Here is a 15708-nt window from a genome sequence, read left to right on the forward strand (position 1 = left end):
AAAGGATATGGTGTTGTCTGCTATAACCGGCACGAAGATGGTTATAGCAGCCTCATGCTTTACGTGTTGATGCTTTACCTTTTGTTCGCTTTTTGAACAAACCTAAACATTTTGACTTTTCAACAATCCCCGCCAGTGAATAACGACGGCGGTTACCCTTTCAGATCGGACTGTCCTTATTCAGCTCAGATAACACACTGGAAACCGCCAGCAATAATGCCGACCGAATAACCTGATCTCGCCGGTTTAACTGAAGTTGATATAACATCGCATCCGTACTGTCACTCGGTTCATCAATCTGCATCATGCTGATGTTTTGTAAGCTATGCAGACGATTGAGCTGTTCCGTAACACAAGATTCCCCGAAACGGTGATCATGAATATCTGCGACCAGAAAATCACGCAGACGGATAAAACGTTCGATATCTTGTGAAACTTCGTAAGAGATCAAGCCCAATGCAAAAATCAGTTTTAATCGGATATGCAAGTCTGCCAGTGGGCCTTTGCCATTTAACAGCGGTTCAATGGCATATTTCACCGCATACTCTTCCTGACGGAATGCACGCCGCATCAATTGATCGACCGCATCTTCCAGCATATCGACCACTTCAATAAAAAAACCTCGAGGGTTTTCCGGCTCGGCCAGACGCTCAAAAACCGCGTCTTCCTGATGTGTTAATATTTTTACTTTATTCATACTTTATAATCTTATGTGGAAATCCAGAAATCTGATCCGTTGCCCTTTTTATCTTTATTGTTATAAATTTGTTGTTTATTCAAAACTAAAAAAGCGAAGAGAGAGGACATGCCTCTCTCTTTATTACATCAAGGAGCTAAACGTTCATACTCAGCGACAATGGCTGCCACACAAGGTTCGTCGGCATTTAAACCCGTTGCGCGTAACAACGCCGCCTTCACGCCATCTTGCATAATCCAGCCCTGCAATTCCACCGCCTGAGGGTCATCTGCATTTTGATAACGCAATGCTGCGGCTATCCCTTTCAGCAACGCATCATTCGGCAAACCGTATTCCAGCGTGCCCAGCAATGGCTTGATCAATCGATCTTCAGCACCCAACTTACGTAATGGCTGGCGACCCACACGATCGATTTCATCGACCAGATACGGGTTAGCAAAACGGGTCAGGATCTTTTCAATATAAGCGTGATGCAACTGACGATCGAAACCATATCGTTTAACCAGCACTTCACCACTTTGCTGCATGGCCTGACGAACCGTGTTCTGAATCGCCTCGTCTGCAATGGCTTCCCGAATGGTTTTGTAACCAGCCAGTTTACCTAAATACGCAGTCACAATATGACCTGTATTCAATGTAAACAATTTTCGCTCTACATAAGCGAGTAGATTGTCGGTCAGTTCCATTCCCTCTACCGGCGGAATGTCACCCCTGAACTGATTTTTATCGACAATCCACTCGCTGAAACTCTCTACGGTGACAGCTAACGGATCTTCATCGTTAGCGGCGGCTGGCGGCACGATGCGATCGACAGCCGAGTCAACAAACCCGACGCGTTCTTCCAATAATGCATGATATTGTGCCGGCAGTACTTCCAACACCGCCTGTTTTAGCTGACTGGTGCCACGTACCATATTCTCACAGGCAATGATGTTCACAGGGGCATGATTGCCCTGTTCAAACCGTAACTGCAGACCTTTCGCAATGGTCGCTGCAATTTTCGCCAATACCTGAGGGCCAACCGCAGTCGTAATAATATCTGCCTTGATGATCTGATTGATGACATCATCGCTGTTTGCTTGTACCGCAGCAATATGACGGATCACATCAGTATGTTGGGTATCACCCACTACCCGCACATGATATTCCTGAGAATGGTTGAGCTGATCAACCAATTGCGTGTTGGCATCAGCAAAGGTTACCTCTGCATCTGATTCTGCCAACAATTTACCAATGAAACCGCGACCTATATTTCCAGCGCCAAAATGTAATGCTTTCATATTTTAATACTCCGTCGATCCGAGGAAAGAAGGCCAGTATGTCTGGCCTTCCTTGCTGTTGTTACGCTGCGCGTTGGCCGCTGAGCAGTTCCAGTACGAATTTAATATCCGTAGTGGTTGCCAGACGTTCGATCAGCGATGGATCATCCAGAGTGCGGGTCAGATTATTGATAACTTGCAGATGTTCGTCATTACGCGCTGCAATACCAATCACCAAACGGGCTACATCATCTTTATCCGGACCAAACTGCACACCCGCTGGGTATTGGCAGATCACGATACCGGTTTTTTTCACTTTATCTTTTGACTCTATCGTGCCATGAGGAACCGCAATAGACTCTCCCAGATAAGTCGATACCAATTTTTCACGCGCTAACATGGCATCAATGTACTCAGGTTCAACACAGCCATTGGCTACCAGCATTTCACCTGCTTTACGAATTGCATCTTCCTTGTTGCTTGCTTTCAAACCCAGGCAGATATGTTCTTTACCTAAGGTAAACAGCGCTGGACTCAGGTTATCGCCACGATAAACGTCATCGTTAGCGGTTACCGCCTTTGGGCGGCGGCCTTCGCCAGCCTCCTGTAAACGAGCAACCAGATTGTCATACAGCTGATTATCCAAGAAGTTGTTCAGCGAAATATGCTGTGCATTAGGTGCATGACGTTTTGCACGATCTGTCAGGTCGCGATGTGTGATCACGATGTCAGCTTTTTCGTCCAGGTTGTTGATAGCTTGGTTAACCACAGTGATAGGCAGACCTGCTTTCTCCACTTTTTTGCGCAGCATGCTGGCACCCATTGCACTTGAACCCATACCAGCATCACAAGCAACAACAATGTGTTTTGCAGTCAGGGGAGAATGACCATCATCATTTGCAGCAGTTGAAGCGTGAGCATGACCCTGCTTCATATGTTTCATTTTACGAGTAGCTTCATCCAGTTCATCTTTAGAGTTAACACCCTGAGCACGAACGAATACAGACGCTACCAGGAAAGATACTGTGGTGGCTGCAGCGACAGAGCACAACACACCGAAGATAGAATCTTTTGGTGTCATCAGCAGCACAGCGAAGATAGAACCTGGTGATGCAGGAGATACCAGACCAGCACCAAATACGGTCAGAGTGAATACACCAGTCATACCACCAGCGATAACAGCCAGAATCAGACGTGGGTTCATCAGCACGTATGGGAAGTAGATCTCATGGATACCGCCCAAGAAGTGAATGATAGAAGCACCGGCAGCAGATTGTTTCGCATTACCACGACCAAACATCATGTATGCCAGCAGAATACCGAAGCCAGGACCTGGGTTTGCTTCAATCAGGAAAAAGATTGACTTGCCGTGAGCAGCGGCTTGCTGAATACCCAGAGGCGAGAAAATGCCGTGGTTGATTGCGTTGTTCAGGAACAGAATTTTCGCTGGTTCAACAAAGATAGAAGTCAGTGGTAACAGACTGTGTGCAACCAAGAAACCAACACCGGCCGCCAGAACGGTTGATAACCCTTTTACAAATGGGCCAATCAGATAGAAAGCAACGATAGCCAACGTCATACCGATAATACCGGCAGAGAAGTTGTTGACCAGCATTTCAAAGCCGCTCTTCACTTTACCGTCGATAGCACGGTCAAAGTGTTTGATAGCCCAGCCACCTAACGGACCAGCCATCATGGCTCCCATGAACATGGGAATATCAGTACCAACGATAACACCCATCGTGGTCACAGCACCTACGACTGCACCACGCTCACCACCAACCAATTTACCGCCGGTATAACCGATCAGCAGAGGCAGCAGATAAGTAATCATTGGACCAACAAGTTTGGCTAACGTTGCATTCGGCAGCCAGCCAGTTGGAATAAATAACGCCGTAATAAACCCCCACGCGATAAATGCGCCAATATTGGGCATAACCATGTTGGAGAGAAAACGGCCAAAATTTTGTATCTTGACCTTAGTATCTGGTGATAGCATAAAACACCCCGTTCGATGCCTGATTAATGATGGATTGTGGTAACGGATTTGCCGATCCGTGATTTGTTGTCTCACTAATAAATCTACCACTTTCCCAAGAAATCGGTTTGAGAACGGGGATTTTTGTGAACAGGGTCAATGTTTGTCACCCATAAGCTCGATATGCATGTGACCAGCATCACACAAAACACCCCGATGGCTGATGGATATCTGCTCGTTCAACTGAAAACCGCCCCATTTATGTGACCAAGATCACCAACCATCTCGCAAACACCAATTTGGAAATGGTGACATTCATCACATAATAAACAAAAGTATTCAAATGATTCTTTATTGTCGAGCATTTATATTTTTCCCCCTTTATTTTTGTTCTCTCTTGCCGTTATCTGTTACAAATATCTAACTTCTTAGAAAAAAGATCAGGCATGCTTTTTCTATTTTTAAGATGTTCTCCATCTCATTCAGCAAGGAGCATCAGATGGTGGGTCTTCGATGGATAGCATTGTTGTTCGCATTCGTGTTTATCCACCCAACAGTGGCAGCAGAACGCGTCGTCGTGCAGTTGAAATGGGTCAATCAGTTCCAGTTTGCCGGTTATTATGCGGCTTTGGAAAAGGGCTATTATAAAGCCGCTGGACTGGACGTAGTGCTGCGTCCCAATGGATATAACGGGTCTTTCGTATCTCCCGTCGATGCCGTTGTCAGTGGCAATGCTCAGTATGGTATTTCCAACTCCGGACTGGTGTTGGATTATCTGAATGGGAAACCAGTGGTGGTTCTGGCCGCAACCTTACAGCATTCCGCCGTCACCTGGATTGTGTTGGAAAAATCAGGGATAAGAACCATCCACGATATGGTGAAAAAACGCCTGATGACGGTTTTTCCCCTGAGCGAAAGCCTCGAACTGTTGGAGCCTTTCCGGGCTGAAGGCATTTCACCGCAAAAACTGAATCTGGTTCAGACAGGCTTTGATCTGCAACCACTGATCGATGGCAAAGTCGACGCCTATGATGGCTATGTCACCAATGAACCTTTTTTGTTGGAACAAAAAGGGATCCCCTATCGTTTAATTGATCCTCGTACCTACGGCATTGATTTCTATGGTGATGTGCTGTTCACTTCCCAGAGTGAACTGCGAAAACATCCGGAAAGAGTCGCGGCATTCCGAAAAGCCAGTATGGACGGTTGGCGTTATGCCATGGCCCATCCAGAAGAGATCATCGATCTCATCATGCGAAAATATGCCCCACAGAAAACCCGAGAACATCTGCGCTTTGAAGCCAAGGCGATGTGGAGTCTCATGCAACCGGACATCATTGAAATCGGACACATGAATCCTGGACGCTGGTTGCGTATCGCTGAAGTAATGACAGAACATAACCGTCTGATTGATGACAAAATGCTGAGCCCGTTTATTTATAACGCCGAAGACTATCAGCCTGTTTTAGTACGTTATTTTCGTATAGCTACTCTGGCTTCGATCATTGCACTGCTGCTGGCAGCCATCGCAACTTGGGTCTATCGCATTAATCGCCGCCTGACGCGTGAAATCGAAGCCCGTCAGGCGGCGGAAGAGCAACTGCGTCATTTATCGGAAACAGACCCACTCACCGGGTTGGCTAACCGACGTGTTTTCGATCAATACCTCCAACAGGAGTTTCAGCGCTTCTTACGCTATCACCATCCATTCAGCGTTGTGATGGTCGATATCGACTGGTTTAAGCGGATCAATGACAGTTATGGGCATCCCGCCGGTGATCATGTGCTGAATGAATTTGCCTGGCGTTTACGTGATCACATCCGCCAGACCGATTTCTTGGCTCGTATCGGCGGCGAAGAATTTGCCATTCTGATGCCTGAAACTTATCCGCTGGAAGCCAAAAAAAGAACAGAACATCTGCAGAGAATTATTGCTGAACGTCCTTTTCAATTGCCTGAGGTACAAAACCCGCTTGGTATTACCGCGAGTTTTGGTATTTCCTGTGTAACCGAAAATGACTTGAACGCTGAAGCCTCGTTGGGCAGAGCCGACCATGCGTTGTATAAAGCCAAAAATAGTGGCAGAAATAAGGTTGAGCTTTTCAATGCCAGCGGAAAACTCACCCTTGTGACTGATTGCCCTGATTGATATAGGCAAAAAAATTGATATAGGCAAAAAAAAGCCTCTGCTTGCAGAGGCTTTGATTTTTACTCATTAGTGGAAAGAGCGTTTTACGCCTTCCACGCCTTCCATGTGTTGATCAGGCCATTGGTAGAGCTGTCATGGCTGGTAACAGCAGCATCACTACCCAGTTCCGGCAGGATCTTGTTCGCCAATTGTTTGCCCAGCTCAACACCCCATTGGTCAAAGCTGAAAATGTTCCAAATCACGCCCTGTACGAAAATCTTGTGTTCGTACATGGCGATCAGAGCACCCAGTGTTTTTGGCGTCATCTGTTTGAACAGAATTGAGTTGGTTGGACGGTTACCTTCAAATACCTTGAATGGCACCAGATCTTTAACCTGTTCCAGCGTTTTACCAGCCGCCAGGAATTCAGCTTCCACCACCTCTTTAGACTTACCAAACGCCAACGCTTCAGTCTGAGCGAAGAAGTTCGCCAGCAGTTTTGGATGGTGATCACCGATAGGATTGTGGCTGATAGCCGGTGCCAGGAAATCGCAAGGGATCAGTTTAGTTCCCTGATGGATCAACTGATAAAACGCATGCTGACCGTTAGTACCTGGCTCACCCCAAATAATCGGGCCAGTCTGGTAATCAACAGCCTGACCATTACGATCAACATATTTACCATTTGATTCCATGTTGCCTTGCTGGAAGTAAGCAGCAAAACGATGCATGTACTGGTCATATGGCAGAATAGCTTCTGACTCAGCTTCGTAGAAGTTGTTGTACCACAGACCAATCAGCGCCAGTAGTACAGGGATGTTCTGTTCGAACGTGGTGGTCGCGAAATGGGTATCCATTTCAAACGCACCTTCCAGCAGTTCTTCAAATTTCTCAAAGCCCAGCGACAGTGCGATAGGCATGCCGATGGCAGACCATGAAGAGTAACGACCGCCTACCCAGTCCCAGAATTCGAACATGTTGGCTGTATCAATACCAAACTCGGCAACTGCTTTGCCATTGGTAGACAGCGCGGCGAAATGTTTCGCTACGTGCGCCTGATCGCCAGCATGTTTCAGGAACCAGTCACGAGCAGACAGGGCATTGGTCATGGTTTCCTGCGTGGTGAAGGTTTTGGAGGCCACCAGGAACAATGTGGTTTCTGGATCTACTTTCTTCAGTGTTTCGGCGATGTGCGTACCGTCGACGTTGGAAACAAAGTGCATTTCCAGATGGTTTTTGAATGGACGCAGCGCTTCGGTGATCATCACCGGACCCAGGTCAGAACCACCGATACCGATGTTAACTACGTGCTGGATTGCTTTACCGGTATAACCTTTCCACTCACCAGAAATCACGCTGGCGCAGAAGGTTTTGATTTTAGCCAGCACCGCATTGACCTCAGGCATGACGTCTTTACCATCGACCATCACTGGACGGTTAGAACGGTTACGCAGTGCGGTATGCAGAACGGCACGACCTTCTGTCTGGTTAATTTTCTCGCCATTGAACATGGCATCAATACCAGCACGCAGATCCACTTCGTGGGCCAGATCGATCAACAGATCCAGTGTTTCTTCTGTGATCAGGTTTTTGGAGTAGTCCACCAGGACATTGTCTTTAAACGTGGTGGAAAACTTGTCAAAACGCGCTGGATCAGCTGCAAACAAGTCACTCAGCTTACGATCTTTATTCGCAGCAAAATGGGCTTCCAGCGCTTTCCACGCTTTGGTCTGGGTTGGATTGATGTTTTTCATCGTGTTACTTTTCCTGAGAGTCGGTTAATAAACTTTTTTTGTTGTCTGCACATACGCCTCATAGAGCCCCCACAAACGCATGTACAGTGCCGATGATTTCGTTCGCAGTTTACACCTTTTTGAGTGAATTTGCTGCAGGTGCTGACTATTGCTGTACCATTTGCCAGAAAGCCTGAATCAGCGGCTCTTCAAGTCGTCGTTTGAGAACACAAAATCCCACCTCAAAGGGTTTCAGCGCCGGAACTGGCTGGATCACCCTCACCTGTGACCCCAAGGTGCTGTGTTCAATCACCGCCTCCGGCACCAGACCGATGCCACAATCGAGCGTCACCATGCTGACAATGGCTTCATTACCCGCCACCTCCGCATAGATGTTCGGGCTTAAACCTTTGTTGCGAAACCATTGGTCGCAACGCTTACGCGCCAATCCTTGTTGCGAAACAATTAAAGGCACTTGTGACCAATCGGGCTCTCCTTCTTTCAGCCACTGGTTTACATTGGTGCTGGTGCGCGGCGCAATAAAGACCAGCGGCACCTGCTGCAACAAACAATACTGCAAGCGTGCAGGTAGCGCATCCGGACGGGCGGCAATCGCAATATCCGTTTCTTCTTGCAATACCTTATCCACCGCCAGCGCAGCATCACCGGTTTCCAGTTTAAGTTCCAATTGTGGATAGCGATGACGAAACCGTCCGAGTACCTCTGGCAATAGGAAATAACTGGCCGTCACCGAGCAGAATACGCGGATCCGCCCCTGTAAGGCTTCTCGCGGATGGCGTAAATCATCACGGAGTTCGTGCCATTCCTGTAGCCACCGTTCGGCGGAGGTTAATAAACGTTTACCTTCTGCCGTAAGTACAACACTGCGATTATCTCGTTCAAATAAGGCGCAGCCTGTTTCCTGCTCCAGTCGTTGCATCGTCCGGCTTAAGGTCGAGGGGCTGACCGCCATCTGGTTGGCTGTATTTGCGAAATGCAGCGTGCGCGCCAGATGAGTAAATAAAGACAAGGTTCGGAAATCCATCAACCACCTCACGTTGCAAAAAACGCAATATTTCGTTCCGAATATATCATTTCCAGCAATGTAATACCTCGTTTATAGTAATGCTGTTTTCGGACTCTGACCGTTATCAGATAACACACAGCAAATTAATTTATAGATGGAGCTATTCTCAATGGCTAACTACTTCAACACCCTGAATCTGCGCCAGCAGTTAGAACAATTAGGCAAATGCCGTTTCATGGCGCGCGACGAATTCGCAAGCGGTTGTGATTTCCTGAAAGGTAAAAAAGTCGTTATCGTTGGTTGTGGTGCTCAAGGCCTGAACCAAGGTCTGAACATGCGCGATTCTGGTTTGGATGTTTCTTACGCTCTGCGTGCTGAAGCAATTGCTGAAAAACGTAAATCATTCAAACAAGCTTCTGAGAATGGCTTCAAAGTGGGTACTTATGAAGAGCTGATCCCATCTGCGGATCTGGTGGTGAACCTGACTCCAGACAAACAACATACCAGCGTTGTTAAAGCTGTAATGCCTCTGATGAAAGAAGGCGCTGCACTGGGTTACTCTCACGGCTTCAACATCGTTGAAGAAGGCACTCAGGTTCGTAAAGATCTGACTGTGGTGATGGTTGCACCAAAATGCCCAGGTACTGAAGTTCGTGAAGAATACAAACGTGGTTTCGGTGTGCCAACACTGATCGCGGTTCACCCAGAAAACGATCCAAAAGGTGAAGGTCAGGCGATCGCGAAAGCTTGGGCTGCTGCTACCGGTGGTCATCGTGCAGGCGTTCTGGAGTCCTCTTTCGTTGCAGAAGTGAAATCTGACCTGATGGGTGAACAGACAATTCTGTGTGGCATGCTGCAGGCAGGTTCTATCCTGTGCTACGAAAAAATGGTTGCTGATGGCATCGACGCGGGTTACGCAGGCAAACTGCTGCAATTCGGTTGGGAAACTGTGACTGAAGCGCTGAAACAAGGCGGTATCACTGCCATGATGGATCGTCTGTCAAACCCAGCAAAACTGCGTGCGTTTGAACTGGCTGAGGAAATGAAAGTGCTGATGCGTGCGCTGTTCCGTAAACACCAAGACGATATCATCAGCGGCGCATTCTCAACTGGCATGATGGCTGACTGGGCAAACAACGACGCTGACCTGTTCAGATGGCGTGAAGAAACAGGTGCTTCTGCATTCGAAAACGCACCAGCATTCGATGGCGTGATCGCTGAACAAGAATACTTCGACAACGGCATCCTGATGGTTGCGATGGTGAAAGCAGGCGTTGAATTGGCATTCGAAACCATGACTGAATCAGGCATCATTGCTGAATCAGCTTACTACGAATCACTGCACGAACTGCCACTGATCGCGAACACCATCGCGCGTAAACGTCTGTACGAGATGAACGTGGTTATCTCTGACACTGCTGAATACGGTAACTACCTGTTCGCAAACGCGGCAGTACCATTACTGAAAGAACACATCATGCCTAAAGTGGGTACTGATGTGATCGGTAAAGGTCTGTCAGTGAAAGACAACGGTGTTGATAACGTGGTGCTGGTTCAGGTGAACGAAGCCATTCGCAATCACCCAATCGAGCAGGTTGGTAAAACACTGCGCGGTTACATGAAAGACATGAAACGTATCGCTGTTGGCGGCTAAGCCCTCTTGATACGCTGATATACGAAGCCCGTCTTGACGACGGGCTTTTTATTTTCAACGCACTATTTCCGAATTACCGGAATCGCCATTTCGATGTCCCAATAACCATCCACTTTGCCATTATTGAAATAACGCTCGAAACAAGCCCCCTCTCCAAACTGATAATCACTTTGGGCAAGATCCGTAAAAAATCCACGCCAGGGTGTCTCAAAATCATCCTGTTCCACACGACAACGCCGTACGGCAAATTCACCCGCCGGAATGATCTGCAAATGCACGTCGCCCTCAACCTCAGTTCCTTCCGGCACGGTTAGTGCGACATCCGTTTTCAGTTCGGTGGGGGGCGTAAGGTCGGGATTATCCCAATACAACGCCAGCCACTCCCCTTGCAGCTGTCGGCGATTACTCCAGGCCATCAGTCGTTCAAAACCAGGGCCGATAACTTCGGCATAGGGACCAACCATCCGAATATATGCGATTTGTTGGGCCGCGCGCTGAATTATGGTGACATCCATCTTGTGCTCCTGTGCTGATTTTTTTGTCCACAAGCGAGTATAGTTTTCCATCCGAGCAATGACACATTCGAGGTCTCACAAATCGGAATATTTCCACCATTCATCTTTACTGTGAATTTCCCCGAATAACGATTCCAGCATCGCGCTGATACGGCTAAACTAAGCTGTATTCCATCTGCTTGATAATGCACCTGATGAAGCGCCGTCGTCGCAGCACTTATACACTGTCCGCCGTCCAATATACTGCCTGTCATGAGTGTGACTGGCTAATGGTGATCCCGCCTTTGCAAGCCGGTGAACAAGCCATGTGTCCACGTTGCGAGCATAAACTCAGAGCCTTGCCGGTCGAAGCCCGGCTGCAACCGCTGGTATATAGTATTGCTGCGCTGATCATGCTGCTGTGCAGCAACCTTTTTCCCTTTCTTGGCATGCTGGTAAAGGGGATCCATCAGGACATGACGCTGTACCAGACGGCCACCACCCTGCTGGAAGAAGAACACCCGGCATTGGCACTGACGGTTTATCTCTTCATTCAGGTGCTGCCAGCAACCTGTTTATTACTGATTTGTTTGATTTATTCCCGCCTGGGTCATTGGCGCGGCAAGCGTTTACGCAAACGTTATACCCTCTGGTTATTCCGACTGATCCCCTGGTGTATGGTGGAAGTCTTTCTGATTGGCGTTCTGGTCAGTCTCATTAAAATTGCTTCGCTGGCCGACATTGAACTGGGCTACAGTTTCTGGGCTTATGTGTTGTTTTCGCTGACGATGTTAAAGGCGTTCAGTGCCATTGATCGCGATTGGCTCTGGTGGCAACAAAGCGGTCCCATCCATTTACGAACGCCCCCAACACCGACAGGACGGGCCATTGATCAAAATCTGACCCTGTGCCATGCCTGTCATGGTTTGGTATCGCTTAGAACACATCATTGTCCTCGCTGTCACAGTGTTTTGCATGCACGCAAACCCAACAGCCTGCAATGGACACTGGCGTTACTTTTTACCTCCGTCATCCTGTATATCCCCGCGAATATTCTGCCAATCATGATCACGGAAAGTCTCGGCCAGCAAACCTACTCCACCATTCTGGGCGGGGTAGTGTTATTGTGGAACATGGGCTCTTATCCCGTTGCGTTGATCATCTTTATCGCCAGTATTTTAGTGCCCATCGTGAAAATGCTCGCCATTGGCTGGTTATGCTGGAGTGTCTATGCCAAGAGAGTGCACCACCGGCGTGGTCGAACCCGGCTTTATCGCTTAACGGAATTCATCGGACGCTGGTCCATGGTTGATGTCTTCGTGGTCGCCATTCTCGTCGCCTTGATCCGAATGGGTAAACTCATGTCTGTTTACCCAGGTTCTGCTGCGCTCGCATTTGCCGGCGTTGTCATCCTGACCATGCTGTCAGCCATGAGCTTTGATCCTCGATTGTTATGGGACAATGAACCCATTACACCGACTACCGATTTACAAGAAAAAGAGGTTGAAACCAATCGTGCCGAGTAATTTTGCCAAGATAAAGAAACTGCAGCGCATTTCGCCGATCTGGCTGATCCCGATTGTAGCCGCGACTATCGGATTATGGATGGTCGTCACGACGCTTCATAATCAAGGGCCATTGATCACACTGGAAATGGATAATGCTGAAGGCATTGAGCCGGGCAAAACCCCGATCAAAACCCGTAGTGTCGAAATTGGCAAAGTACAAACCGTGCGTCTGGGTGATGATTTAAAGCACGTCATCGTGACAGCCCGCATGAATGTCGAAGCAGAACCGCTGCTACGCGATGATACCCGTTTCTGGGTGGTAAAGCCTCGCGTGGGGAAAAGCGGTATTTCAGGTTTAAATACCTTACTCTCCGGCTCTTATCTCGAATTACAACCCGGGAAGAGCAAAGAGCGAAAACTGGAATTCACCGCCTTGGATACCCCGCCTGTCACCCCCACCAACGCACCGGGATTGCGTATAGAGTTGAGCAGTGAGCAAGACAGCGCGTTATCGGTTGGCGATCCGGTATTATATCGTGGCTTTACGGTAGGCCGGGTCGAGCAGGCAGAGTTCAAATCAGATACACGCCAGATGAACTATCAATTGTTCATTCAGGCTCCCTACGATGCGTTGGTCACCACCAATACCCGTTTCTGGCTCAATCGCGGCATTCAAGTGCAAGCGGCAACCGATGGCATCAAAGTCAAAACCGGTACGCTGGAAACAATTCTGTCGGGTGGTGTCAGTTTTAGCGTTCCCTCCGGCTGGGAGCTGGGACAACCGGTTAAAACCAACAAGACTTTTAATCTGTATGCCGATGAAGACAGCAGCGCCATCCGCCGTTATCAGGACAGAATCGATTATATCCTACTGTTCGATGACTCCGTGCGCGGTCTGAACCCCGGCGCACCCGTTGAATATCGCGGTATTCAGATCGGAAGCGTGCTGTCTGTTCCTTTCTTTGTTCCTGGCAACGACCTGCTCACCACGCATTCTCGTAAAATTCCCGTGTTGATCCGCATCGAACCGGGCCGTATTCGTGAAGACATGGATAAAGATCAATTACCAAATTGGGAAAATGAATTTACCGCCGCAGTTAAACAGGGGCTGCGTGCCTCATTACGTTCAGGCAATTTACTGACTGGCGCGCTGTATGTGGATCTCAATTTCTATCCTGATTTACCAAAATCAGATGGTCTGGGTGAATTGGCCAACTACCACACGCTTCCTACCGTACCGGGTGGACTGGCTCGTATTGAGCAGCAGGTCGTCCAATTATTAAATAAATTGAATCAGCTGGATATAAACGGGACGCTCACCAAAGCCCAAACCATGTTGACAGAAACTCAGGCGGCGATGGCCAATGTACGTAAAGTCAGTGCCAGCATGGATAAAATAGCGACGCAACAGAGCACTCAGCAATTACCTGCCGAACTGAAAAATACGCTGGCTGACATACAGAAAACCCTGCAGGGGTTATCAGCAAATTCTCCGGCCTATGGTGAACTGAACCGATCAATTCAATCGTTGAACCGGGTTTTACACGAAGTACAACCCATGGCCAGAACCTTGAACGAAAAACCAAATGCGCTGTTATTCCAGCCTGATACCCAGAATGATCCTGTACCGAGGAAAGCTAAATGACGATATTGCGCATATTACTCACCGGTTTATGGTTGTGTGTTGTTACCGCTTGCAGCAACAACACAAGTCCGCATTACTACGCTATTGCTCTGCCTGATGCAAAGAACAATACCGTCACACCTAACCATCAGCCAGTGGTGACGGTCAGTGATGTTGAACTGGCCGACTATCTGAACAGTATCGGTATTGTTTATCAGCAGGATGATGTGCAACTGACCACCGCCAATCAGCACCGTTGGGCCGAAGCCTTAGATAAACAACTGACGCGCGCCCTGCTGCAGGAATTACGGCAGCAGTTACCGGCCTATCAATGGCAAAATGGAGAGGTCTCCGAACAGCACATTGCTCAGTTGCAGGTAAAGGTTCGCGGTTTTCACGGCAGAGCGGACGGACATGCCGTCATCAGTGGCGAATGGACTCTGACGACGGCGACACAGCAATATAGCGGGCAATTCCAGCAGCTCTACCCGCTGGGGGCAGACGGTTATCCGGTGCTGGTCCGGACACTGCGCAGCGGTTGGCAAACCACCATCAACCAACTGGCTGCGCAGCTAAAACCGTTATTAGCGGCTCAGACTCAGCATGAATAGAACGATCTATACCAGCTGACAAAACGCTCCAAGCCCTGCGCCAACGGCGTTTGCGGCTTGAAACCGACCACGGCTTCCAGTGCTGACGTATCGGCACTGGTTTCCAGTACATCACCCGGCTGCAGCGGTAAGAAATTCATTTTTGCCGGAACCCCTAACGATTGCTCCAGTGCATGAATAAAGGCTTTGAGCTCGACGGGCTGACTGTTGCCAATGTTATAAATACGGTAGGGTGCAGAACTTTCCGCTGATGATCCGCTTTCAACACGCCAATCCGGGTTAGGTTGCGGGATCACGTCCGCTAAACGCACGATCGACTCGGTAATGTCGTCGATGAAAGTGAAGTCGCGTTTCATTTCACCAAAGTTATACACATCTATCGGCTGACCGGCCAGAATCGCCTTGGTGAATTTAAACAAGGCCATATCCGGACGCCCCCACGGACCATAAACTGTGAAGAAACGCAGCCCCGTACACGGCAAACCGTAAAGATGTGAATAGCTGTGACTCATCAGTTCATTGGCTTTTTTCGTCGCTGCATACAGCGAAACTGGATGGTCTACAGAATCCTCAGTGGAAAACGGAATTTTCCGGTTCAGTCCATACACAGAGCTGGAGGAGGCATATAACAAATGCTCAATCTTGTGTTGTCGGCAACCTTCCAGAATATTCAGATAACCAACTAAATTGGCATCGGCATAGGCATGAGGATTTTCCAGCGAATAACGAACGCCCGCCTGTGCGCCAAAATGAAGAACACGTCGAAACTGTCCTTCACTGAATAATTGCGCCATCAGGTGCCGATCCGCCAGATCACCCTGCACAAAACGGAAAGCAGCATGTGCTTTCAACAACGATAAACGACTGAGTTTTAAATTAACATCATAGTAGTCATTCAGATTATCCAAACCGGTTACCTGATGACCTGCAGCCAGTAAACGTTCGGCAACATGGAAACCGATAAAACCTGCGGCGCCAGTAACCAGATAATGCAT

At 48.4% G+C, this 15708-nt stretch carries 12 protein-coding genes; 5 read left to right on the plus strand and 7 right to left on the minus strand.

What is annotated here, in order from left to right; all coding sequences use genetic code 11:
- Window positions 1–160: 160 nt before the first annotated feature.
- The 3 genes from H027_RS0106415 to H027_RS0106425 all read right to left on the minus strand — a co-directional run bounded on the left by H027_RS0106415 (window position 161) and on the right by H027_RS0106425 (window position 3955).
- Window positions 161–697 carry an MltR family transcriptional regulator gene (locus tag H027_RS0106415; RefSeq protein ID WP_152536697.1) on the minus strand — a complete coding sequence of 179 codons (537 nt, stop codon included), beginning with the start codon at window positions 695–697 and terminating at the stop codon, window positions 161–163.
- A gap of 128 nt (window positions 698–825) precedes the next feature.
- Entirely contained in the window at window positions 826–1977 is a 1152-nt protein-coding gene (locus H027_RS0106420; RefSeq protein WP_024871663.1) for a mannitol-1-phosphate 5-dehydrogenase, read from the minus strand.
- A gap of 61 nt (window positions 1978–2038) precedes the next feature.
- Window positions 2039–3955, minus strand: coding sequence for a PTS mannitol transporter subunit IICBA (locus tag H027_RS0106425; RefSeq protein WP_024871664.1), 1917 nt, complete (start codon window positions 3953–3955; stop codon window positions 2039–2041).
- 478 nt (window positions 3956–4433) lie between these two features.
- Here H027_RS0106425 and H027_RS0106435 point away from each other — a divergent pair, with 478 nt between their 5' ends.
- Window positions 4434–6083 (plus strand): GGDEF domain-containing protein, encoded by a 1650-nt coding sequence (locus tag H027_RS0106435; protein ID WP_024871665.1) that lies wholly within the window; start codon window positions 4434–4436, stop codon window positions 6081–6083.
- 83 nt (window positions 6084–6166) lie between these two features.
- Here the strand turns inward: H027_RS0106435 and pgi are convergent, their stop codons facing one another.
- Both pgi and ilvY read right to left on the minus strand, forming a co-directional pair.
- Window positions 6167–7816 carry a glucose-6-phosphate isomerase gene (gene pgi, locus H027_RS0106440; protein ID WP_024871666.1) on the minus strand — a complete coding sequence of 550 codons (1650 nt, stop codon included), beginning with the start codon at window positions 7814–7816 and terminating at the stop codon, window positions 6167–6169.
- Window positions 7817–7961: 145 nt separating this feature from the next.
- Window positions 7962–8840 (minus strand): HTH-type transcriptional activator IlvY, encoded by an 879-nt coding sequence (gene ilvY, locus H027_RS0106445; RefSeq protein WP_024871667.1) that lies wholly within the window; start codon window positions 8838–8840, stop codon window positions 7962–7964.
- A gap of 151 nt (window positions 8841–8991) precedes the next feature.
- On the opposite strand from ilvY, the gene ilvC reads away from it, so the two are divergent.
- The gene (gene ilvC / locus H027_RS0106450) at window positions 8992–10476 is read left to right on the plus strand and encodes a ketol-acid reductoisomerase (RefSeq protein WP_024871668.1); all 1485 of its coding nucleotides are present in this window, start codon (window positions 8992–8994) and stop codon (window positions 10474–10476) included.
- A gap of 62 nt (window positions 10477–10538) precedes the next feature.
- Here ilvC and H027_RS0106455 read toward each other — a convergent pair whose 3' ends face one another.
- A complete protein-coding gene (locus H027_RS0106455) occupies window positions 10539–10991 on the minus strand; it encodes a GyrI-like domain-containing protein (protein ID WP_024871669.1) in 453 nt (150 codons plus the stop codon).
- 194 nt (window positions 10992–11185) lie between these two features.
- Here H027_RS0106455 and H027_RS0106460 point away from each other — a divergent pair, with 194 nt between their 5' ends.
- The 3 genes from H027_RS0106460 to H027_RS0106470 are packed head-to-tail and all read left to right on the plus strand — an operon-like array spanning window position 11186 to window position 14713.
- Window positions 11186–12496, plus strand: a complete 1311-nt coding sequence (locus H027_RS0106460; RefSeq protein ID WP_081741398.1) for a PqiA/YebS family transporter subunit — start codon at window positions 11186–11188, stop codon at window positions 12494–12496.
- Window positions 12486–14123, plus strand: a complete 1638-nt coding sequence (gene pqiB / locus H027_RS0106465; RefSeq protein WP_051448961.1) for an intermembrane transport protein PqiB — start codon at window positions 12486–12488, stop codon at window positions 14121–14123. The genes H027_RS0106460 and pqiB overlap by 11 nt, the downstream gene beginning before the upstream one ends.
- Window positions 14120–14713 carry a PqiC family protein gene (locus H027_RS0106470; RefSeq protein ID WP_024871672.1) on the plus strand — a complete coding sequence of 198 codons (594 nt, stop codon included), beginning with the start codon at window positions 14120–14122 and terminating at the stop codon, window positions 14711–14713. The genes pqiB and H027_RS0106470 overlap by 4 nt, the downstream gene beginning before the upstream one ends.
- Here the strand turns inward: H027_RS0106470 and H027_RS0106475 are convergent.
- Window positions 14701–15708, minus strand: a complete 1008-nt coding sequence (locus H027_RS0106475) for an NAD-dependent epimerase (protein WP_024871673.1) — start codon at window positions 15706–15708, stop codon at window positions 14701–14703. The genes H027_RS0106470 and H027_RS0106475 overlap by 13 nt on opposite strands.

The sequence above is a fragment of the Tolumonas lignilytica genome, assembly GCF_000527035.1.
Lineage (GTDB): Bacteria > Pseudomonadota > Gammaproteobacteria > Enterobacterales > Aeromonadaceae > Tolumonas > Tolumonas lignilytica.